The following is a 21,835-nucleotide window of genomic DNA, read 5'->3' on the forward strand; positions in this document are numbered from 1 at the left end:
GGACGGAAGCTTTGCTTTAGAGCTTTAGAGCTTTAGAGCTTTAGAGCTTTTGAGCTTTGTAGCTTTAGAAGCCTTCGAACGACAGACGGCGCTAGACCGCAGCAGCGCGGTCGCGGCTCACGCCGCTCCTACAGGGGCGCAAGACAAAGACGCGGCAAACTGGCGAGATGGTGGTCGCGGCTTGCGCCGCTCCTACAGGGGGCCTAGGACAAAGACGCGGCGAACGGGCGAGATGACGGCGCGGCTTGTGACCGAAGGAAATCCCTGTGGGACGCCGCTCCTACAAGGGCGACGCCTCGATCGGGCGCGCAAACGAAAAAGGCGACGGCCGCGGCCGTCGCCTTTTCGGATCGCTGCGCGGGGGCCGCGACGCCCGACGGGCGCCGCAGCCGCGCAGACGCTTACTTCACCCCGTGCATCAGCTTCTGCACCAGCGGCGCGACCAGGAACAGCAGCGCGCCGGCGCCGACCAGAGCCCAGAAACCGAAGGTGTAGCCGCCCAGCGCCGAGGTCGTGGTCATGCCGCCTTCGCCGCTGACGTGGCCGGCGAAGATGCCCGACAGGTTGTTGCCGATGCCGGTCGACAGGAACCAACCGCCCATGCCGAAGCCGACCAGGCGCACCGGCGCCAGCTTGGTCACCATCGACAGGCCGATCGGCGACAGGCACAGCTCGCCGATCGACTGGATCCAGTACACCGCGAACAGGGTCCAGAACGGGATCTTGCCGTTGTCCAGCAGGCTGCCCAGGGCGAACATCAACAGCAGGAAGGCCAGGCCGTTGAAGATCAGGCCGAGGCTGAACTTGCGCGGGATCGACGGGTTGGCCCGGCCCATCGCCACCCAGATCCAGGCGATCAGCGGCGCCAGGGTGATGATCGCGACCGAATTGACCGACTGGAACCAGGCGGTCGGGAACACGCGCTCGCCGCTCAGGGTGTAGACCAGGTCCGCCATCGCGCCGGAGAAGATGTCGCGATCGACGATCTTGTCGGCGAGGAAGGTGAACGAGCTGCCGGCCTGCTCGAAGAACATCCAGAACAGGATGTTGAAGGTGAAGATGATCAGCATCGCGATCACCTTGTCGCGCTGCACCGCGCCTTCGCGGAAGCCTTCGACCAGCAGCAGGCCGCACAGGCCCAGGAACATCGCGGTCAGCACGCCCTGCAGCGCGCCGGCGCCCATCGCCAGCAGGAAGTAGACGATCGGAATCGCGACCAGCGCGCCGAGGAACACGTACAGCACCTTGCGGCGGTCGCCCTGGTTCTCCGGCGGACGGCCGATGCCCTGCAGGCCGGCGCGGCCGATCCAGAACCAGACCAGGCTGATCAGCATGCCGACGCCGGCGGAGATGAAGACGATCTTGTAGTCCGGCATCGATTCGCTGCCGAAGATCTTCTGCGCCAGGTACTGGGTCAGCAGCGGCGCCAGCATCGCGCCGAGGTTGATGCCCATGTAGAAGATGGTGAAGCCCGAGTCGCGGCGCTCGTCGCCGACCGCGTAGAGCTTGCCGACCATGGTCGAGATGTTCGGCTTGAACAGGCCGTTGCCGCAGATGATCGTGGCCAGGCCGAGCTTGAAGATCTGCTCGTTCGGCAAGGCGATCATGAACAAGCCCGCGGACATGATCACCGCGCCGAGCAGGATCGAGCGCTGATAGCCGAGCACGCGGTCGGCGATGTAGCCGCCGAAGATGGCCGCGGCATAGACTAGGGCCAGGTAGGCGCCGTAGATGCGGTTGGCCGACGCTTCGCCGGCGGCGTCGCCGCCGTGGAACTGGTGGACGATGTACAGCACGAGCGCCCAGCGGATGCCGTAGAAGGCGAAGCGCTCCCAGAACTCGGTCATGAACAGCATCCACAGGGGCTTGGGATGCCCGAGTCGCTGCTGGAATTCCGGAATGGGCGCCTGGCCCGAGGTGGTTGTAGCGGCTCCGCTCATGCGGTGTCCCCTGTCGTGTGGAAACTGAATAAAAATCCCACGCCGACGGCACGGGCCGGGGAGATTTACCGGCCCGGGGCGGTCCCGTCAAACCTTAGTCGTAGGCGCCGTTCCGTGCTGCGCCGCAACAAACGCCCGCATCCAGGCCTGAATGGGGGAGATTTTTGCGCCATCGGGCGGCTGAAAGTTCGCCGTTCGGGGCCTGGGCCCAGGCGAACGTCGGCGATCGGCCGCGCAATTGTCGGGCCTGATGCGGTCGCCGGCCGCTCGGGCGCGGCGACCGGCGCTGTCCGAACCGGCCCGCGCAGCCGGGCCTCGCCCGCCGGGCGGGTCGCGGCCGCGAACTGCGGCCGCGGTCCGCTGCGGCGCGGCCGGGCTCAGTAGCCCTCGCCGCGCTCCGGGCCGGCGCCGATGGTGGTGCGGACCTCGAACAGCTCGGGGAAGAAGGTCAGCTCCAGGGCCTGCTTGAGGAAGCCGACCCCGCTGGAGCCGCCGGTGCCGCGCTTGAAGCCGATGATGCGCATGACCGTGCGCATGTGGCGGAAGCGCCACAGCTGGAACTGGGTCTCCAGGTCGACCAGGTCCTCGCACAGGGCGTACTCGCGCCAATAGCGGTCGGTGTTCTCGTAGATGCGCTCGAACACCGGCTGCAGGGCGCGGTCGCTGACGTGCGGCCGGCGCCAGTCGCGCTGCAGGTGCTCGGCCGGAATCTCGTGGCCGAAACGGGCCAGGTACATCAGGAACTCGTCGTACAGGCTGGGCGCCGCCAGCGCCTGCTCCAAGGTCGCCTGGCCCTGCGGGTCGTAGGCGAACACCCGCAACATGGCCTCGTTCTTGTTGCCGAGCATGAATTCGATGGTGCGGTACTGCAGCGACTGGAAGCCCGAGGACGGGCCCAGGGTCTCGCGGAAGCCCATGTACTCCGACGGGGTCAGCGTCTCCAGCACCGACCACTGCTCGGTCAGCTGGCGCAGCGCCTGCTTGCAGCGCGCCAGCACCTTCTGGCACTGCCAGACCTGGTCGCGGCGCAGGTGCTCCAGCGCGGCGGTCAGCTCGTGCACGATCAGCTTCATCCACAGCTCCGACACCTGGTGCTGGATGATGAAGAGCATCTCGTCGTGGTGCGGCGGGTCCGACATCCCGCGCTGCGCCGACAACAGCTTGTCCAGCTGCAGATAGCCGCCGTAGGTGATGCGTCCGTGCAGGTCGGTATGGATACCGCTTTCCAGTTCGCGCTGGTTCTTTTCGACGGACATACGGCGGGGCTCGCGGCAGGGGCGCAAAGCGTAGCGCAAACCCAGCCGCGACAGGGCCCGGCGCGCGCAACGCCGGCATCGCGCGGGCGCAACGGTCGCGGCCGGTGCGACGCCTGAATCGGATAATGAGCAGGCCTGCCCAGCACGTCCTGCAGGCGCACTCTCAAGGGGAATCCATGCACGAATTCGCAAGCCGCGCCCTCGCGGCCGGCATCGCTTTGGCTTTGGCCGGCGCGGCCGAAGCACAGGTGGTCATCTCGCAGGTCTACGGCGGCGCCGGCCAGAGCGGCGCGCGCTACAACGCCGACTTCGTCGAACTGCACAACAACGGCAACGCGCCGGTCGACCTCGCCGGCTGGAGCCTGCACTACGCGCCGGTCAACGGCGCCAGCGCCTGGCAGCGCACGCCGCTGAGCGGCGTCATCGCGCCCGGCGGCTATTTCCTGATCCGCCAGCGGGTTTCGCTCGGCTCCACTCCGGTCAGCGCGTACGACCTCAGCGGCAGCGTGTCGCTGAACCAGATCAACGGCAAGCTGGCCCTGGTCAATCACGCCAATCCGATCGCCGTCGCCTGCCCGACCGGCTCGATCGACTTCGTCGGCTACGGCAGCATCGACTGCGCCGAAGGCTCGGCGCCGGCGTCCTCCGCCGGGCTGGTCAGCGCGCAGTTGCGCAAGGACGGCGGTTGCGCCGACAGCCAGGTCAACGCCGCCGACTTCGCCCTCGCTTCGCCGCTGCCGCGTACCCGCAGCTCGGCCACCCGCCTGTGTCCGTCGGGCCCGCCGCCGCGCCTGAGCGCGCTCGACGTCGCCCAGGCCGAAGGCCAGGACGGCATCGCGCCCTTGCTGTTCAAGCTCAAGCTCGATCGCCCCGCCGGCGTCGGCGGCGTCAGCTGGAGCGCCTTCAGCAACGGCCAGGGCACGGCGCGTCCGGACCAGGACTACCTGCCGATCGATCTGCGCGGCACCATCCCTGCCGGTCAGAGCGAAGCCAGCTTCGCCCTGCCGGTCAAGGGCGATGCGCTGATCGAACCCGACGAAACCGTGGCCCTGCAGATCAAGGTCCATTCCGGCGCGGTCACCGCCAACGGCGACTACCTCAACGTCCAGGCCACCATCGTCAACGACGATCCGCAGCAGGCGCCGCCGCAGCTGTCGCTGCACCCGGTCGCGCTCAAGGAAGGCGATGCCGACATCGCGCCGTTCCCGATCGAGCTGCGCCTGGATCGTCCCGCCGACGGCAACGGCGTGCGGGTGCGGGTGAGTTCGAGCGACGGCGGCACCGCCAGCGCGGACGAGGATTACCTGCCGTTCGACTACGAAGCGGTGATCGGCCCGGGCCAGGACCGAGTCCACCTCAGCTTCGGCGTGCGCGGCGACGTCCGCTACGAAGGCGACGAAACGGTCAAGATCAAGGCGCAGATCCTGTCCGGCGCGATCGGCGAGGGCGGCAGCCTCGTGCTGGAAAGCGTCAGTACGATTCTCGACGACGACCTGCGGGTGGTGCCGATCGCGGCGGTGCAGGGGCCCGGCGCGGTCTCGCCGCTGCGCGGCGAGTTCGTCGCGGTCGAAGGCATCGTCACCGCGCTGGGCGAGGACGGCTTCTATCTGCAGAGCGAAGAGTTCGAAAGCGACGGCGATCCGAACACCTCGCAGGGCCTGTTCGTGCAGACCGGCGGCCGTCCCGATCCGCAATGGCGCGGCTTGCGCGTGCGCGTGGGCGGCACGGTGGCGGAACTGTCCGACGGCGGCGTCCATCCCTTGCGCGGCACCATGACCGCGATCGCCGGCTCGCCGGCTGTCGTCCCGCTGACCACCGCGCCGCGGCCGCTGCCGCCGGCGCCGTTGCTGCCCTGGCATCCGACCCTCGGCGCGCCGGATTACGAGGCCTTCGAGGGCATGCGCGTGGGCTTGCCCGAGGCGCGCGTGGTCGGCCCGACCGGCGGCAGCTTCGATGCCGCGCAGGAACGCACCCGCAGCGACGGCCGCTTCCATGTCGCGCTCGGTCCCTACGATCAGCCGGCGCCGATGCGCGAGCCGGGCACGCGGTATCCGCCGATCTTCCGCGGCCAGGTCCAGGGCTGGCTGCCGCGTTGGGACGGCAATCCCGAAGTGATCGGCGTCGACAGCGACGCCGACGGGCATGCGCCGGTCGACCTCGGCGTCGGCGCGCGCGTCGACGGCGTGATCGGTCCGCTGGACCAGCGCAGCGGCCGCCATACCGTGATCCTGCAGCGCGAAGCGCAACTGATCGTGCGCGAATCGCCGCCGGCGCCGCCGCGCATCGAGGAAGGCGATCCGCAGCAGCGCCAGACCAATGTGGCCAGCTACGACCTGAGCGACCTCTACGACGAGTACAGCCCGCCCGGCTCCGGCCAGCCGGCGACGCCGCCGCACGCCTTGGAGCGGCGTCTGGGCAAGATCTCGCGCAGCATCCGCGACGACCTGCAGACGCCGGACCTGGTCGCGATCACCGGCATCGAGAACGAGCCATTGCTGCAGCGCCTGGCCGAGCGGATCAATCGCGACGCCGTCGCCTTCGGCCGTCCCGACCCGCAGTACCGCGCCATCGCCCTGCCCAACGTCGATCCGCTCAAGCCGCAGATCGGCTTCCTCGCCCGCAGCGAGCAAGTCGGCGTGTGGGGCTCGCGGGTGGTGGTCGAGCGCATCGCCCAAGTCGGCCGCGACGCGCTGCTGCCGGGCGGCAACGGCCCGACGGCGATGCTGTTCGACCAGGCGCCGCTGAGCATCGACGCGTCCACCCAGTCCAACGACGGCCACCGCTTCCGCCAGCGCCTGCTGCTGGTGCAACTGGCACCGATGGCCGGCAGCGAAGCCGACACGCCGGAAGCCGAGCGCCAGCGCGACCGTCGCCACCTGCAGGCCGAGTTCGTCGCCGGCTGGGTGCAGCAACAGCAGAACGATCCCGACGCGCTGCCGTTGCTGGTGCTCGGCAAGTTCGACGCGCACGGCTTCAACGACGGCCTGGTCGATCCGGTCGGCACCCTGACCGGCCGCCCGACCGAAGGCGTCTCCACGATGGTCCTCGGCGACGGCATCGATCGCTACGATCCAGACCTGCTCAAGCTCGCCGCAACCGAACCCGAGTCCGAGCGCTATTCCTCGATCGACGAAGGCAACCGTCAGGAACTGCAGCACGCCTTCGCCGACGAGCGCCTGATCGGCGCGACCGACCGGATCCAGGTGCAGCGCCTGCGCAGCAATGCCGGCTACCCGGCGGTGCTGCGCGACGACGACTCGGTGCCGATGCGCGCCGGCGACGTCGACCCGCTGCACCTGCGGCTGGTGCCGCGGACCCACGCCGACGTGCGGGTCTGGGCCGGCCCCTTGCACGGCGAATCCAGGCTGGAGGCCGGACGCCCGCTGGAACTGTCGGTGTCGGTGGACAACCAGGGCCCGGACTGGGCGCGCCAGGTCGGCCTCGGCCTGGCCTTGTCCGGCGCCTGGCCGAACCTGGAGGTCAGCGCGGTCATGCCGGGCTGGCGCTGCGAAGCGCCGACGATCGTGGGCGATCACACCAGCGTGGCCTGCACCGGCGAGCTGGTCGACAGCACCGGCCACCAAAGCCACTGGTTCCACCTGCGCAGCGCCACCGACGCGGCGATGGCCGGGCGCACGGTCGAGCTTGCGGCGTCGGTGACCTCCGCGTCCGCCGATCCGGACCCGGCCAACAACGCCGCCCAGGCGGCGCTGTCGATCGTCGCCCCCGGCACGCCCCAGCCCTGAGCCCTGTTCAGGCCTGAACCGCAGTACCGCCCCCCGGCTCCGGCCGGGGGGCTTCGCCGACGGACGGGCCGGCCGTGCCGGCCCGAACCGGGCCTGGTCCAGAGGCGCCGGTCGGCCGGGCCGGTGCGGTTCGCGACGGCCGTCGAAAAAACCCGGCAGCGGCGTCATCCCGGTGCAACGCCAAGAAGTGAGCATTAGGGCACAATCCACCCCGTCTGTCCGGGGGGATCCAGGCGTTCACATGGGGAGAAACATGGATAAGTGCTTCAGCCGCCTTTCGGCGGCATTGTTGTTGGCTTTGGCCTCGGCTGGATCGGCCCACGCCCAAGTCGTCATCAGTCAGGTCTACGGCGGCGGCGGCAATTCCGGCGCCACGCTCAAGAGCGATTTCATCGAGCTGCACAACAACGGCAGCGACCCGGTCGACCTGACCGGCTGGAGCGTGCAGTACGCCTCCAGCACCGGTTCGAACTGGTCGCGCACGCCGCTCGCCGGCACCATCGCGCCGGGCGGCTATTACCTGATCAAGCAGGCCGACGGCAGCGGCGGCACGGTCGCGCTGCCGACGCCGGACGCGACCGGCACCCTGGCCATGGCCGGCGGCGCCGGCAAGGTCGCCCTGGTCAACCACAACAACGCGCTGGCCGGCGCCTGCCCGCTGGGCAGCGTCGACTTCGTCGGCTACGGCAGCGGCACCAACTGCGCCGAAGGCAGCCAGCCCACCGCCACGCTCAGCGCCATCCTCGCTGCGCTGCGCGCCGGCAACGGCTGCACCGACACCGACGTCAACGGCGCCGACTTCGCCGCCGCGCCGGCCGCGCCGCGCAACAGCGCCAGCGCCGCGTTCTCGTGCGCCGGCGCCAACCTGCCGGTGCTGAGCATCGGCGATGTGCTGCGGCTGGAAAACGCCGGCGAATTCGTCTTCACCGTGACCCTGTCCGAACCGGCTCCGGCCGGCGGCGTCAGCGTGCGCTACGCCACCGCCGACGGCAGCGCCACCGCCGCGGGCGATTACAACGTCGCAACCGGCACCGTCACTTTCGCCGAAGGCCAGACCAGCGCCACGCTCACGGTGCAGGTCAACGACGACAGCGAGAGCGAAGCCGACGAGACCTTCTTCGTCCGCCTCAGCGCGCCCACCGGCGCCCGCCTCGGCGACGCCGAAGCGATCGGCACCATCGTCACCGACGACGTCGAGCTGACCGCGATCCACGCCATCCAGGGCAACGGCCCGACCTCGCCGCTGGTCGGCCAGCGCGTCTACACCTCCGGCATCGTCACCGGCCGCAAGAGCAACGGCTTCTTCCTGCAGGCCCCGGACGACGCGATCGACGCCGATCCGGCCACCTCCGAAGCGGTGTTCGTGTTCACCGGCAGCCCGGTTCCGGCCGCGGCCGCGGTCGGCAACACCGTGCGCGCCAGCGGCCAGGTGATCGAGTACATCCCCACCGCCGATCCGGGCCAGTTGCCGCTGACCGAACTGGGCAACGGCGTGCAGGTCGTGCTGTTGTCGCAGCCGGTGGTGATCGGCCCGAACACCCTGCCGCAGGCGGTCGCGCTGAGCACCGCCCTGCCCTCGCCGGACGGCGGCCTCGACCAGCTCGAGCGCTACGAAGGCATGCGGGTGGTCATCCCCAGCGCCACCGTGGTCTCGCCGACCCAGGGCTCGAAGAACGAAACCAACGCCACCGGCAGCGGCAACGGCATCTTCAACGTGGTCGTCACCGGCCTGCCGCGTCCGTTCCGCGAACCGGGCATCCAGGCGCCGGACGCCGCGCCGGGCGGCGGCAGCATTCCGCCGATCCCGCGCTGGGACTTCAACCCCGAGCTGATCACCGTCGACAGCGACGCGCTCGGCGGCACGCCGTTCAACCTGTCGACCGGCGCGGTCATCACCGACCTCACCGGCCCGCTGGACTACGGCTTCCGCCGCTACACCATCCTGCGCGATCCGGCCGCCCTGTCGACCATCGCCCAGGGCATGCAGCCGGTCGCCTCGCGCCTGCCGCTGCCGTGGGAATTCACCATCGCCGCCTACAACGTCGAGCGCTTCTTCGACGCGGTCAACGACCCGGCGATCGGCGAACCGGTGCTGACCCCGGACGCCTACGCGCGCCGCCTGGGCAAGATCTCGCAGGGCATCTCCTACCTGCAGCAGCCCGACATCCTGGGCCTGATCGAAGTCGAGAACCTGACCGCGCTGCAGGACATCGCCGCGCGCGTCAACGCCGATGCGGTCGCCGCCGGCAAGCCCGATCCGAAGTACGTCGCCCACCTGCTGGAAGGCAACGACATCGGCGGCATCGACGTCGGCTTCCTGCTCAAGACCGCCGAGCTCGGCGGCCAGGCCCGGGTCGAAGTGCAGGCGGTGACCCAGGTCGGCAAGGACGCGACCTGGACCCAGCCCGACGGCAGCAGCGGCCAGCTCAACGACCGTCCGCCGCTGATGCTGCAGGCGACCGTGCACGGCAACGGCGGCCGCAGCTTCCCGGTCACGGTGATCCTGGTCCACCAGCGCTCGCTGATCGACAGCGAACTCGACGACGCCGCCGGCCACCGCGTGCGCATGAAGCGCCAGGCCCAGGCCGAGTTCCTGGCCCGCTTCATCCAGGAGCGCCAGGTCGCCGATCCGGCCGAACGCATCGTCACCCTCGGCGACTTCAACGCGTTCGAGTTCAACGACGGCCTGACCGACGTGATCAACACCGTGGTCGGCACGCCGACGCCGGACGATCAGACCGCGGTGCCGGGCGACGGCGCCGACCTGGTCGAGCCCAACCTGGTCAAGCTCGGCGATCTGGAAACCCCGGATCAGCGCTACAGCTACACCTTCGGCGGCAGCGCCCAGACCATCGACCACGTGCTCGCCAACCAGGCCCTGGTCGGCGCCGCGGCCGGGCTCGCGCTCGACCACGCGCGGATCAACGCCGACTTCCCGGAGATCAACCGCAGCCTGGCCGATTCGCCGTCGCGCCTGTCCGACCACGACCCGGTCGTCGCCTACATCGACGCTCGCCGGCGCGCGGACCTGGCGGTGATCGCCTCGACCTCGACCGCTTCGGTGCGGATCGGCCGCCCGGTGCAGTTCAGCGCGACGCTGAACAACGCCGGTCCGGAACAGGCCGACTACCCGGGCATCGGTTTCGCGATCAACGCCGAATTGCCGGCGCTGAACGTGACCGCTCCGTCCGGTTGGAACTGCGACACCCCGCAGGTGAGCGCCGGTTCGACCCACGTCGCCTGTAACCGCGATGTCCTGGCCAACGGCGAAGGCGCGACCTTCGCCCTGTCGGCGGACGCGACCGAAGCGATGATCGGCAAGACCACCACGCTGGCCGTCGCCGCGCAGGCGCAGTCGTTCGATCCGAACGACGGCAACGACCAGGCCCTGGTCAACGTGGAAGTGACCGCGCGCGCCGACCTGGCGATCGACGTCGACGGCCCGCGCGTGCTGCGCGGCGGCCAGAACGGCGCGTTCTCGGTCGCCCTGCGCAATCGCGGCGGCGACGTCGCGGTGCTGCCGAGCGTGACCCTGTACGGCGACGCGCCGGCGGGTAACGTCTCGATCGCCGCGCCGTCGGGCTGGAACTGCACGGTCGCGCCGCAGAGCGGCGGCTTCGAAGCCACTTGCGAAGGCGCGCGTCTGGCCGCCGGCGCGAGCCAGCGCTTCGACTTCGCCATCGTCGCGCCGCGTCCGGGCCTGTTCGACCGCCGACTGCTGCTGACCGGCCTGGCCGCGTCGGCGGTGGAAGATCCGAATCCGTTCAACGATTTCGACTTCCACCTGGTGCAGTTGACCGGCCGCTGGTGGTGATCGCCGGCAGGAACCGGGCGTTCGCGCCCGGTTCCTCGCCGCAGCGCCGACCCGCCATCGACATCGTGCGACCCAAGCGCGGCTCCGGCCGCGCTTTTTTGTTGCCGCGACGCGCGTCGCGCGGAGCGGACGGCGGCCGGCCGAAACCCGACCGTCGGCGCGTTCGCCGCGTGCCGCAGCGCCCGAATCCATACCGGGCCGTCCTGACCTTATCTGGCGTCTAGCGCGTTCCGGCGAAACTTGCATGCCGCAGCGCGCAACGGCGCTTAACGCGCCTTTGGGTATCATCCGCGCCATGACGCAGCGCCCGCCCAGCGGGCGCCGCGGCTTTAGCCCGGCCCGGAATTCCCGCCCCGACGCGCGGAATCCGGACCCAGCCAGTCTGAAGCTGACCAGCGCGCCCGGCACTGGATCCGGGACCGGAACGATTCGGACCTCATCCCTTTTCCGTGAGGACCTTTCCCGATGACCGTCGCCGCGACGTTCGAAATCGAATACCTCCAATATCTCGGCGCAGACGGCCAACCCGTCGCCGAGATTCCGGCCGCGTTCAAGGACCCCAACGTCCTGCTGCCGCTGTTCAAGCAGATGCTGTTCGTGCGCACCTTCGACAGCAAGGCGATCGCCCTGCAGCGCACCGGCAAGCTCGGCACCTACGCCGCCTGCCTCGGCCACGAGGCCACCCACGTCGGCATCGGCGCCTCGATGCGGCCCGAAGACGTGTTCGCGCCGAGCTACCGCGAATACGGCGCGCAGTTCATGCGCGGCGTGCAGCCGCGCGAAGTGCTGATGTACTGGGGCGGCGACGAACGCGGCAACGACTTCGCCGGTCCGCGCCACGACTTCGCCTGGTCGGTGCCGATCTCGACCCAGTGCCTGCACGCCGCCGGCGCCGCGCTGGCGTTCAAGCTGCGCAAGGAAAAGAGCCTCGCGGTCGCCTGCTGCGGCGACGGCGGTTCGTCCAAGACCGACTTCTACGCCGCGCTGAATTCGGCCGGCGCCTACCAGTTGCCGCTGATCCTGTGCGTGATCAACAACGGCTGGGCGATCTCGGTGCCGCGTTCGGCCCAGACCGGCGCCAAGACCCTGGCCCAGAAGGGCCTGGCCGGCGGCCTGCACTGCCTGCAGGTGGACGGCAACGACCTGATCGCGGTGCTCGAAGGCATGCGCCGCGCGGCCGAACTGGCGCGCAACGGCGGCGGCGGCAGCGTGATCGAATTCATGACCTACCGCCTGCACGACCACACCACCGCCGACGACGCGCGCCGCTACCGCGACGAAGCCGAGGTCAAGGACGCCTGGACCCGCGACCCGGTGCCGCGCCTGCGCGCCTACCTCACCGCCCAGGGCGTGTGGAACGAGGAACTGGAAAAGGCCTGGGCCGAAGAATGCGGCGCCAAGGTCGACGTCGAGATCAACGCCTACCTGGAAACTCCGGTGCAACCGGTCGAAGCCATGTTCGATTACCTCTACGCCGACATGCCGGCGGATCTGCAGGCGCAACGCGCCGAAGTGCTCGCCCAGGAGGGCCGCCGATGAACGCCGCCAGCCAAGCCAAGATCGACACCGCGCAGCCGCTCGCCACGCCGGCCGCGATCACCCTGATCGAAGCCATCACTCAGGCCCTGGCCTACGAAATGCGCCACGACGACAGCGTCCTGGTGCTGGGCGAGGACGTCGGCGTCAACGGCGGCGTGTTCCGCGCCACCGCCGGCCTGCAGCAGCAGTTCGGCCCCGAGCGCGTGCTCGACACGCCGCTGGACGAGACCACCATCGCCGGCCTCACCGTCGGCCTGGCCGCGCAGGGCATGAAGCCGGTCGCCGAAGCGCAGTTCGACGGCTTCGTCTATCCCATGCTCGATCACATCATCTGCCACGCCGCGCGCTTCCGTCACCGCACCCGCGGCCGGCTGAGCTGCCCGATGGTGCTGCGCGTGCCGTGGGGCGGCGGCATCCGCGCCCCGGAACACCACAGCGAAGCCAACGAGGCCTTGTTCACCAACGTGCCCGGCCTGCGCGTGGTGCTGCCGTCCTCGCCGGCGCGCGCCTACGGCCTGCTGCTGGCGGCGATCCGCGACCCGGATCCGGTCATCTTCATGGAGCCCAAGCGCATCTACCGCCAGTACAAGGAAGTGGTCGCCGACGACGGCGAAGCGCTGCCGCTGGACGTGTGCTACGTGCTGCGCGACGGCAGCGACATCACCCTGGTCAGCTGGGGCGCGCAGGTCAAGGAAACCCTGGAAGCGGCCGACAAGCTGGCCGGCGAAGGGATCAGCGCCGAAGTCATCGACGTCGCCACGCTCAAGCCGCTGGACTTCGCCACCATCGCCGAATCGGTGGCCAAGACCGGCCGCTGCGTGATCGTGCACGAAGCGCCCAAGACCGCCGGCTTCGGCGCCGAGATCGCCGCGCGCCTGGCCGAGGAGTCGATGTACGACCTGCTCGCGCCGGTCGAGCGCGTCACCGGCTACGACACCCACATCCCGCTGTTCCGCCTGGAGATGAAGTACCTGCCCAGCGTCGACAAGATCGTCGCCGCGGCCAAGCGCGCGCTCGGCCACGGCTGACATGCGCGCGCTCGTCGTCGCCGGCTACCGCGCCCAGTACCACGACCCGATCGCGTTCGAGCGCGGCGCGGTGGTGCGGCTCGGCGAACGCGACAGCGAGTGGCCGGCGTTCGTGTGGACCACGCTCGACGACGGCCGCGCCGGCTGGGCGCCGCTGGATTGGCTGCGCCCGCTCGACCCCGCTGTCGACGGTGCGCTCCGCGCGCAGGCGCTGCGCGACTACGACGCGCGCGAGCTCGACGTCGAGGCCGGCCAGCGGCTGCGCCTGATCGACGAGCTCGGCGGCTGGTGGTGGGCGCAACGCGAGGACGGCGCGCAGGGCTGGGTGCCGGCGCGCAACCTGGGAACGATCGACGACGGCGCCTGACCGCGCCGATGCCAAGGACGACGCCGGCCCGACCGCGTCGCCAACTTACTCAAGAGACCAACGAGTTATGAGCGATACCAAGACCTTCCTGCTTCCCGACCTCGGCGAAGGCCTGCCGGACGCAACCATCGTCGAATGGGCGGTCAAGGTCGGCGACACCGTCCGCCTCGACGACACCCTGGTGTCGATGGAGACCGCCAAGGCGGTGGTCGAAGTGCCGTCGCCGGTGTCCGGCAAGGTGCTCAAGCTCGCCGGCGGCCCCGGCGACGTGATCGTCACCGGCACCATGCTGGCCGAGTTCCAGATCGACCCGAACCTGCCGCAGCGCGCCGACGGCCAGGACACCGGCCACCACCACGGCGGCGGCCATGCGCCGGCGCCGCAAGCGCAAGCCGCTGCCGCTGAACCTGCCGCCGCGCCGGCCAAGGCCGAAGCCGCCGAACGCGCCGACAGCGGCACCGTGGTCGGGGCGATGCAATCCTCCGACGCGGTGCGCAGCGAACAGGCGGTCGCGGTCGGCGGGGTCAAGGCGATGCCGGCGGTGCGCGCGCTGGCGCGCAAGCTCGGCGTCGATCTGAGCCGGGTGCGCGCCACCGGCGCCGACGGCACGGTCAGCATGGACGACGTCAAGCGCGCCGGCGCCGACGGCTCGGCCAAGGTCGGCTCCGCGCCGCCCGCAGCGGTCGCGCCGCGCGCCGCCGCGGCCGCCGAAGCGCCGGCCGCCGCGCCCGCGCGCAGCACCCTGTCGCAATCGGGCCGGCCGATGCGGACCCAGCCGCCGGGCGTGGCCGCGACCGGCCAGCCCGAACAGCTCAAGGGCGTGCGCCGCAACATGGCCCGGGTCATGGCCGATGCGCACAGCAAGGTCGTGCCGACCACCCTGGCCGACGACGCCGACATCCATGCCTGGGCGCCGGGCAACGACATCACCGGCCGCCTGGTGCGGGCGATCGTGACCGCGTGCAAGGCGGTGCCGGCGCTCAACGCCTGGTTCGACGGCGACAAGCTCACCCGCACCCTGCACCCGCAGGTCGACATCGGCATCGCCGTGGACACCGACGACGGCCTGTTCGTGCCGGCGCTGCGCAATGCCGACGTGCTCGACGCCAACGGCGTGCGCGCGGCGATCAACCGCCTGCGCCAGCAGGTCGAAGACCGCAGCATCCCGGCCTCGGAACTGACCGGCTACACCATCTCGCTGTCCAACTTCGGCATGTTCGCCGGCCGCTACGCGACCCCGGTGGTGGTGCCGCCGACCGTGGCCATCGTCGCCGCCGGCAAGGGCCGCCACCAGATGACCCCGGTGATGGGCGGCTTCGAGTCGCACAAGGTCATCCCGTTGTCGCTGACCTTCGACCACCGCGCCTGCACCGGCGGCGAAGCCGCGCGCTTCCTCAAGGCGATGATCGACGACCTGGCGCGGCCGAACTGAGCCCGCCGCTGCGGCGCGCCACGGCGCGTCGCGGCCGGCCGGCGCGCTGCGCGCCGGCTCCCGCCGACGCCGCTTTCGGGCGGCGTCGGCGTTTCTGCGCGGCCGCGGCCTGCCCCGCGGCCCTCGCCGCAATGGCGTCTCCAGCGCGGCTGCGACCGCGATCCCGATCACGCTCGACGCGTTCGCGGCGTCCAGGAATAAAAAATTCCCTCAAATAACGGATTCGGAATCGCGCTAGCGTCGGCGCGCAATCCCGCTGCCGGCTGCGTCCCGCGCCGGTTCCGCCTGTCCACCTCATCGTCCCTCGAGAGGTTTTCCGATGATCCGTTCCCTGCGTCCGATCCTGACCGGGCTGTCGCTGGCCCTGTTCGGCCTGGCCCTGCCCGCCGCCCACGCCGCCCGCCCGGCGTTCCAGATGCCCTTCCCCTGCGGCCAGACCTGGTACGGCGACACCTATCCCGGCCATGGCCTGCGCTATGCGGTCGACCTCAACCACAAGCCGCGTCCGCTCAGCGACGCCGACCTGGGCTCGACCGTGGTCGCCTCGGCCAAGGGCGTCGCCCACACCTACAACCCGCACCAGGGCACCGGCTACGGCAAGCTGGTGGTGATCGACCACGGCGGCGGCTGGCAGACCTACTACGCCCACCTCAACAGCATCTCGGTCGCCAACGGCGCCAGCGTCGAGCAGGGCCAGAAGATCGGCACGCTCGGCAAGACCACCCGTCCCGGCAACAGCATCTCGGCGCATCTGCACTACGAGCAGCGGCTCAACGGCGACGACCAGAAGATCGTCTGGAACGGTTCGACGATCGTGTACGACCAGTACGAAGTCGCCTACAAGAGCCGCAACGCCTGCAGCGGCGGCGGCGGCCACGCCGGCACCGTGCGCACCAGCGGTTCGCCGTTGAACGTGCGCTCGGGCCCGGGCACCGGCTACAGCATCGTCGGTTCGCTGGCCAACGGCGCCGCCGTCACCATCCGCTGCCAGAAGACCGGCGAGTCGGTGACCGGCACCTACGGCACCAGCAACCTGTGGAACAACGTCGGCGCCAGCGGCAGCAACCGCTATATTCCCGACGCCTACACTTACACCGGCTCCGACGGCCGGGTCGCGCCGGATTGCTGATCGCGCCGGGCCCGTCGCAGCGAACGGAGCGTCCATGAGTCCACGCGGGTTCGGATTCGCCCTGCTCGCCGCCTTGGCGGCAGGCGTCTGCATAGGCCGCCTGCTGCCGCGCGACGACGCTCCTGCAGCCGCTACCGTCGCCGCAACGCCGGCGGCGGCCGCAACGCCGCGCTCCGCTCACGCCGCCCAGGCGTCGTCGTTCGCGACGGCGTCTGCCGCGGCGCGCGGCAGCCAGGACCTCGATCGCGCCATCCGCCGCGCCGCGCAGGACCCGGCCCACTTGCGCGAACTGCTGCGCGAGTACGCCTTCGCCACCGAACTCGACCGCCGCGGCGCACTGCTCTCGGTGTTGCAGGGCGTGGCCAACGACGAGGTGCTGGAGTTCGGCCGCCAGTTGGCCGGCAACGCCGACCCGGCCGTGCGCGGTCAAGGCTATGCCCTGCTGCGAGCGTTTCCGCTCGACCGCGAACAAGCGCGCGCGGTCGTCGCCGACGGCTTGCGGCGCGAAACCGACCCGGCCCTGCTGGCCGAGTTGCTCGCCGGCCTGGAGCCGGCGGTGATCGCCGACGAAGACGCCGCGCCCTTGCTCGAACGTGCCGTCGCCCTGACCCGCCACGCCGATCCGTCGGTGCGCGCCAGCGCGGTAGAGCAATCCGCGCGCTGGAACCGGCGCGACGACGGCGCCGCCGTGCTGGAGCGCGCCCTGCTCGACCCCGCGCCGGAAGTGCGCGCCGCCGCGGTAACCGGCATCGAGGCCTCCGGCGCGCGTTCGCCGCGTCTGCGCGACGCCTTGCTCGACTTGGCCAGCGACGCGAACGCGCAAGCGCCGCTGCGGCGCAGCGCCTGGTTCGCGCTGCAGCGCTTCGCCCTGGGGCGGGAGGAGTACGCCTTGTACCGCCAGGCCGATGCCGAGATCGCCGCTGCCGAGGCCAGGCACGACGCGAACGCGATGCGGCACTGAGCGCAGCGCAAGCCCGGCACTTCCCGCGCCGCCGCCGGCGCGGCACTCTGGCCCTCCCCTACCGCAGCGGAGCAGCGTCATGGCCCATCGCAGCCGACTGGCCGGATTCATCATCGACTGCCAAACCGGCGAGATCGACCAGGCCGCCGAATTCTGGAGCCGGGCGCTGGGCCTGGCCCGGGTCGACGAAGCCTACGACGACGATGGCGCGCAGTACGCCCCGCTGGCCGAAGGCCCGGCCGGACTCAACATCGAAGTGCAGATGGTCGAGCATCCCTCGCGCGTGCACCTGGACATCGAAAGCGACGACATCGACGCCGAGGCCGCGCGCCTGGAAGCGCTCGGCGCCACCCGCATCGGCTTCGTCAAGCGCTGGTGGGTGATGCAGGCGCCGACCGGGCACCGGTTCTGCGTCGTGCGCATGAAGCATCCCGAGCGCGGTCCCGCGCCCACCCTCTGGGATTGAGCCGTCCGGCCCGGGCGCGCGAATCGCGCGCTCAACCCTCGTCCACCGCCAGCCGGTCGCGGCCTTGCGCCTTGGCCAGGTACAGCGCGCGGTCGGCGCGGTCGAACACCTGTTCGGGACGCTCGCGCGAGGGATCGCCGCCGGCGACGCCGATCGACACCGTCAGCGCGAACGGCAGCGAAGCGCGCGCCAACCGCTGGCGGATGCGTTCGCCGACTTCGGTCGCGGTCGCCAGATGGGTGCCCGGCAGCACCACCAGGAACTCTTCGCCGCCGAAACGCACCGCCACGTCGCCGTCGCGGATCGAGGCGGCGATCGCATCGGCGACCGCGCGCAGGGCGCGGTCGCCGAGCAGGTGCCCGTAGCGGTCGTTGACCTGCTTGAAATGGTCGACGTCGACCAGCAACAAGGTATACGCGGCGCGGCGCAAGGACTCCATCGCGTCCTCGCTGCCGAGCAGCTGGCTCAAGGCCGAGCGGTTGAGCAGGCCGGTCAGCGCGTCGTGGCGGGCGCTGTGCTCGAGCAGTTCGTGGCGCCGCTGCAGATCGGCCTGGGCCGATTCCAGTTCCCGGGCGAAGGCCTCGCGCTCGGACAGCAGGCGGCGCTGCTCGATCGCATAGCGGCGCAATTCGAACAGGTGCTGGACCTGGCGCGCGATCACCGCCACGCCGTCGCGCTGGGCCGCGCGCAAGTCGTGCGGCCGATGATCGAGCACGCACAGCGTGCCCAACGCGTAGCCGTCGGGGCTCATCAGCGGCGCGCCGGCGTAGAAGCGCAGCGGCCGCCCGTCGAGCCGCAGGCCGAGTCCGGCGAAGCGCGGGTCTTCGGCGGTATCGGCGATCACCAGCAAACGGTCGGCCTCGGCGTCGGCGATCAACTGGCTGCAGATGCTCTGCGAGCGCACCCGCTCGGTCTCGCCGAAGCCGTGGCGCGCCTTGTACCAGATCCGGCCGTTGTCGACCAAGGCGATCGCCGCCGCCGGCGCGTCGCACAGCGTCGCCGCCAGCCGGACCAGATCGTCGTAGGCCGCCTCCGGCACGCTGTCGAGCAGTTCGTAGCCTTCCAGCGTCGTTTGCCGGGCCGCCTCGTCGTGCGGCTCGGGCAACAGCGGAAACGGGCTGGGGCGCAGCGGCACGATGGGCATCGGTGGGCCGGACCGGGCTTTCGTTGCGACCAGCCTAAATCCGCACCGATTCATGCCCCGTGACGAATCCGTCCGCCGGATTGCGACCGGGTCGCCAGTCCGGCTCAGGCGCGGCTGCGATTCGGGCCGACGCCCCGGCCGCGCCGCCGCTCAACCGCGGTCGAGCCAGACCTGCAAGCCCTGCGCGTTGAGTTCGATGTCCATCGCCAGGATCGCGCGCACCTGCGACTCGTCCAGGCCGCAGCCGTGAGCGCGCACGCGCGCAGCGTAATAGTCGCCCAGTTGCGCGACCAGGCGCGCGTGGCGGTCGCCGCCGGCGGCCTGCGCGGCCAGGGCGATCGCCACCATCGCGTCGATCTGCTCGATCAGCTCGGCGCCCAACCGCTGCACGTCGCCGACCGCGCCGTAATGGGTCAGGCGCATGGCCGCGGGATCGCGCGCCAGCAGCGTCCGGATCGAAGCCTTCAACGGCTCGGGCTCGAACTGCACCGGGGTGCTGGTCGGCAGCGCGTACGGCCCGCGCGCGCTGTCGAACTCGCGGTAGGACAGGCCGAAGGTGTCGCCGGTGAACCAGCTGCGGCTGCGCTCGTCCCACAGGCACAGGTGATGGCGGGCGTGGCCGGGCGTGTCGACGCACAGCAGCGGCCGCCCGGCGAGTTCGGCCACATGGCCGTCGCCGGCGCTGACCACGCGCTCGGCCGGCACCGGCACGATCTCGCCGTAGCTGCGCGCCATTTCCTCCGCGCCGTACACCGCGGTGGCGCCCGCGACCAGGCGCGCCGGGTCGATCATGTGCGGCGCGCCGCGCGGATGCACCAGCAGGCGCGCGTTGGGCAGCTGCCGCATCAGCGCGCCGGCGCCGCCGGCGTGATCGAGATGGACGTGGGTCAGGATCAGCCAATCGACCTCGGCCGGGCTCAGTCCGCGCGCGCTCAGCGCCTGCAGCAGCCTCGGCACCGAATGCTGGGTGCCGCAGTCGACGAAGGCGGCGCGGCCGCGCTCGACGATCAGGTAGGCGGCGTCGAAGGCCGGACGGAAGAAGCCGGTATCGACGGTGTCGATGCCGTAGTCGGCGCAGGCTGCGTTCATGGCGGGGGCCGTCGGGAACGAAGGCCCCAGTCTATGCCGCGCTGCCGATCGCGGCGATGCGGCCCGCGTCGAAAAAACGGCGTTGCGCTCGCCCCGGCTCAGTCGCCGCGCGGATAAGTGCGGCGCAGCCAGTGCCGGCGCAAGGCCCAGGCCAGGGTCAGCACCGCCAGGAACACGCCGTAGCCGAGCGAGGTCGCCAGGATCTGCGGCCACATCGCGCCGTAGTTGGCGCCGGCGTGGGCATGCGCCCAATGCACCGCGAGCACGAAGGCGCACACCGAGACCATCAGCGCCACCGCATCGAACAATTGCCGCGCCGGCGTGCGCGGCCGGCGCGGATACAGCCAGAACAGCGCGCCCAGGATCGCGAACCAGGGCAGGAACAGGATCAGCGCCAGATTGAGCTCGACGAAACGGCTCACGGGGCGGCGCCGGCCTTGGCCGCTTCGGCCTGCGCTTCGGCGTCCACGATCGCCGCCAACGCGGCGGCCGCTTCCTCGCGCTGCGCCGCATCCAACGGCTCGGCCGCGGCCAGCAGCGCATCCAGATCCTGCCGGCCGCTCTTGACCGCGGCGATCAGCTGCCCGGCGTCCTTCGGCGAGGCGAAGCCGCGGCTCTGCACCAGCACCCGTTCGCCGTCGGCGAGCTTGAAATAGAAACGGCCGTCGGCCTCGCGGTACTGCTTGAACAGCGGCAACGCGCGGCGCGTATCCGCCGCGGCCGCGGACGGGCCGGCGACCTGCGACAGATCGCGCAGACCCACCGCCTCGCGCAGCCGCCTCATCGAGGCCAAGGCATAGCGCTCGCGCACCCGCTTGGCGCCGTCGATCAGGATCGCCTCGATCTTCTCCGGCTGCGCCATCAGCGCTTCGTACTTCTCGCGCAGCGGCGCGATCTCGGCGTCGATGCGCTCGAACAGCGCCTGCTTGGCCTCGCCCCAGGCGATGCCGTCGGCGAAGGCCTGGCGCATCGCCGCGGTCTCGGCTTCGCTGGCGAAGGCCTGGTAGATCTGGAACAGCGCCGAGCCCTCGGTCTGCTTCGGCTCGCCCGGCGCGCGCGAATCGGTGACGATCGAATAGATCAGCTTCTTCAGCTGCTCGCGCGGCGCGAACAGCGGAATGGTGTTGTCGTAGCTCTTGCTCATCTTGCGCCCGTCCAGGCCCGGCAAGGTCGCTACCGCTTCCTCGATCTGCGCCTCGGGCAGGACGAAATGCTCGCCGTACAGATGGTTGAAGCGCTGGGCGAAATCGCGCGCCATCTCGATGTGCTGGATCTGGTCGCGGCCGACCGGCACCTTGTGGGCGTTGAACACCAGGATGTCGGCCGACATCAGCACCGGGTACATGAACAAGCCGGCGGTGATGCCGGCGTCCTCGTCGACGCCCTCGGCGTTGTTCTTGTCCACCGCGGCCTTGTAGGCATGGGCGCGGTTGAGGATGCCCTTGCCGGCGACGCAGGTCAGGAACCAGGCCAGTTCCGGAATCTCGACGATTTCGCTCTGCCGGTAGAACCACACCTTGGCCGGGTCCAGGCCGCAGGCCAGCCAGGCGGCGGCGATCTCCAGGGTCGAGCGCTGCACCCGCGCCGGCTCCTGCACCTTGATCAGCGCATGCAGGTCGGCGAGGAAGTAGTAGCTCTCCACCCCGGGAGTGAGGCTGGCGGCGACGGCCGGGCGGATCGCGCCGACGTAGTTGCCGAGGTGCGGGGTGCCGGAGGTGGTGATGCCGGTGAGGACGCGGGTCTGGGTCATGGGCAGCGCGGGGTGGAACGTGGCCGGCCAGTGTACCGCCTGGGCCGGGCCCGGGCGGCGCGCGCCGGCCGCCTGCGCCGGACCGGCTGAGCGGCGGCTGACCGCGCCCAGGCCGGCGCCGGCAGCGCAACCCCGTTGTCGCCGCTGCCGCGTTTCACCTCACGACCACCCTGG

The 21,835-nt window shown here is 70.7% G+C and carries 15 protein-coding genes; 9 read left to right on the forward strand and 6 right to left on the reverse strand.

The features are described 5' to 3' along the window. Nucleotides 1–401: 401 nt before the first annotated feature. Together K4L06_RS02580 and K4L06_RS02585 are read right to left on the reverse strand one after the other, a co-directional pair. The gene (locus K4L06_RS02580; protein WP_221669907.1) at nt 402–1,940 is read right to left on the reverse strand and encodes an oligopeptide:H+ symporter; all 1,539 of its coding nucleotides are present in this window, start codon (nt 1,938–1,940) and stop codon (nt 402–404) included. Between the two features lie 377 nt (nt 1,941–2,317). Further along, nucleotides 2,318–3,196 carry a tryptophan 2,3-dioxygenase family protein gene (locus K4L06_RS02585; protein WP_221669908.1) on the reverse strand — a complete coding sequence of 293 codons (879 nt, stop codon included), beginning with the start codon at nt 3,194–3,196 and terminating at the stop codon, nt 2,318–2,320. 176 nt (nt 3,197–3,372) lie between these two features. Between K4L06_RS02585 and K4L06_RS02590 the strand changes: the two genes are divergently transcribed. The 9 genes from K4L06_RS02590 (at nt 3,373) to K4L06_RS02630 (ending at nt 17,678) form a co-directional block, all read left to right on the forward strand. After that, on the forward strand, nt 3,373–6,942 hold the full coding sequence (locus K4L06_RS02590; RefSeq protein WP_221669909.1) for a lamin tail domain-containing protein: 3,570 nt from the start codon (nt 3,373–3,375) through the stop codon (nt 6,940–6,942). Between the two features lie 253 nt (nt 6,943–7,195). Next, on the forward strand, nt 7,196–10,756 hold the full coding sequence (locus tag K4L06_RS02595) for a Calx-beta domain-containing protein (protein WP_221669910.1): 3,561 nt from the start codon (nt 7,196–7,198) through the stop codon (nt 10,754–10,756). 465 nt (nt 10,757–11,221) lie between these two features. Next, nucleotides 11,222–12,295, forward strand: a complete 1,074-nt coding sequence (gene pdhA, locus K4L06_RS02600) for a pyruvate dehydrogenase (acetyl-transferring) E1 component subunit alpha (RefSeq protein WP_221669911.1) — start codon at nt 11,222–11,224, stop codon at nt 12,293–12,295. Continuing rightward, complete coding sequence (locus K4L06_RS02605; protein ID WP_221669912.1) at nt 12,292–13,323, forward strand: alpha-ketoacid dehydrogenase subunit beta; 1,032 nt, start codon at nt 12,292–12,294, stop codon at nt 13,321–13,323. Before pdhA ends, K4L06_RS02605 begins: the two co-directional genes overlap by 4 nt. A gap of 1 nt (nt 13,324) precedes the next feature. After that, entirely contained in the window at nt 13,325–13,690 is a 366-nt protein-coding gene (locus K4L06_RS02610; RefSeq protein WP_221669913.1) for an SH3 domain-containing protein, read from the forward strand. Between the two features lie 67 nt (nt 13,691–13,757). Beyond that, nucleotides 13,758–15,122 (forward strand): dihydrolipoamide acetyltransferase family protein, encoded by a 1,365-nt coding sequence (locus K4L06_RS02615; RefSeq protein ID WP_221669914.1) that lies wholly within the window; start codon nt 13,758–13,760, stop codon nt 15,120–15,122. A gap of 319 nt (nt 15,123–15,441) precedes the next feature. Continuing rightward, on the forward strand, nt 15,442–16,251 hold the full coding sequence (locus K4L06_RS02620; RefSeq protein ID WP_221669915.1) for a M23 family metallopeptidase: 810 nt from the start codon (nt 15,442–15,444) through the stop codon (nt 16,249–16,251). Nucleotides 16,252–16,285: 34 nt separating this feature from the next. Beyond that, nucleotides 16,286–17,212, forward strand: coding sequence for a HEAT repeat domain-containing protein (locus K4L06_RS02625; RefSeq protein WP_221669916.1), 927 nt, complete (start codon nt 16,286–16,288; stop codon nt 17,210–17,212). Between the two features lie 79 nt (nt 17,213–17,291). Beyond that, nucleotides 17,292–17,678: a VOC family protein gene (locus tag K4L06_RS02630; protein WP_221669917.1), complete on the forward strand. Its 387-nt coding sequence runs from the start codon at nt 17,292–17,294 to the stop codon at nt 17,676–17,678. A 31-nt stretch (nt 17,679–17,709) separates the two neighbouring features. Here K4L06_RS02630 and K4L06_RS02635 read toward each other — a convergent pair whose 3' ends face one another. The 4 genes from K4L06_RS02635 to K4L06_RS02650 form a co-directional block, all read right to left on the reverse strand. Further along, a complete protein-coding gene (locus K4L06_RS02635) occupies nt 17,710–18,822 on the reverse strand; it encodes a sensor domain-containing diguanylate cyclase (RefSeq protein WP_221669918.1) in 1,113 nt (370 codons plus the stop codon). Between the two features lie 150 nt (nt 18,823–18,972). After that, on the reverse strand, nt 18,973–19,911 hold the full coding sequence (locus tag K4L06_RS02640; RefSeq protein ID WP_221669919.1) for an MBL fold metallo-hydrolase: 939 nt from the start codon (nt 19,909–19,911) through the stop codon (nt 18,973–18,975). 98 nt (nt 19,912–20,009) lie between these two features. Then, a complete protein-coding gene (locus K4L06_RS02645; protein WP_343225718.1) occupies nt 20,010–20,333 on the reverse strand; it encodes a hypothetical protein in 324 nt (107 codons plus the stop codon). Beyond that, nucleotides 20,330–21,661, reverse strand: a complete 1,332-nt coding sequence (locus tag K4L06_RS02650) for a tryptophan--tRNA ligase (RefSeq protein WP_221669920.1) — start codon at nt 21,659–21,661, stop codon at nt 20,330–20,332. Before K4L06_RS02650 ends, K4L06_RS02645 begins: the two co-directional genes overlap by 4 nt. Between the last annotated feature and the right edge of the window lie 174 nt (nt 21,662–21,835).

Source organism: Lysobacter sp. BMK333-48F3 (assembly GCF_019733395.1).
Classification (GTDB): domain Bacteria; phylum Pseudomonadota; class Gammaproteobacteria; order Xanthomonadales; family Xanthomonadaceae; genus Lysobacter.

Coding starts and splice junctions, on each gene's coding strand:
- K4L06_RS02625 (WP_221669916.1), top strand. CDS start 16,286: ATGAGTCCACGCGGGTTCGGATTCGCCCTGCTCGCCGCCTTGGCGGCA.
- K4L06_RS02615 (WP_221669914.1), top strand. CDS start 13,758: ATGAGCGATACCAAGACCTTCCTGCTTCCCGACCTCGGCGAAGGCCTG.
- K4L06_RS02605 (WP_221669912.1), top strand. CDS start 12,292: ATGAACGCCGCCAGCCAAGCCAAGATCGACACCGCGCAGCCGCTCGCC.
- K4L06_RS02635 (WP_221669918.1), bottom strand. CDS start 18,822: ATGCCCATCGTGCCGCTGCGCCCCAGCCCGTTTCCGCTGTTGCCCGAG.
- K4L06_RS02640 (WP_221669919.1), bottom strand. CDS start 19,911: ATGAACGCAGCCTGCGCCGACTACGGCATCGACACCGTCGATACCGGC.
- K4L06_RS02595 (WP_221669910.1), top strand. CDS start 7,196: ATGGATAAGTGCTTCAGCCGCCTTTCGGCGGCATTGTTGTTGGCTTTG.
- K4L06_RS02590 (WP_221669909.1), top strand. CDS start 3,373: ATGCACGAATTCGCAAGCCGCGCCCTCGCGGCCGGCATCGCTTTGGCT.
- K4L06_RS02580 (WP_221669907.1), bottom strand. CDS start 1,940: ATGAGCGGAGCCGCTACAACCACCTCGGGCCAGGCGCCCATTCCGGAA.
- K4L06_RS02620 (WP_221669915.1), top strand. CDS start 15,442: ATGATCCGTTCCCTGCGTCCGATCCTGACCGGGCTGTCGCTGGCCCTG.
- K4L06_RS02650 (WP_221669920.1), bottom strand. CDS start 21,661: ATGACCCAGACCCGCGTCCTCACCGGCATCACCACCTCCGGCACCCCG.
- K4L06_RS02585 (WP_221669908.1), bottom strand. CDS start 3,196: ATGTCCGTCGAAAAGAACCAGCGCGAACTGGAAAGCGGTATCCATACC.
- K4L06_RS02610 (WP_221669913.1), top strand. CDS start 13,325: ATGCGCGCGCTCGTCGTCGCCGGCTACCGCGCCCAGTACCACGACCCG.
- K4L06_RS02630 (WP_221669917.1), top strand. CDS start 17,292: ATGGCCCATCGCAGCCGACTGGCCGGATTCATCATCGACTGCCAAACC.
- pdhA (WP_221669911.1), top strand. CDS start 11,222: ATGACCGTCGCCGCGACGTTCGAAATCGAATACCTCCAATATCTCGGC.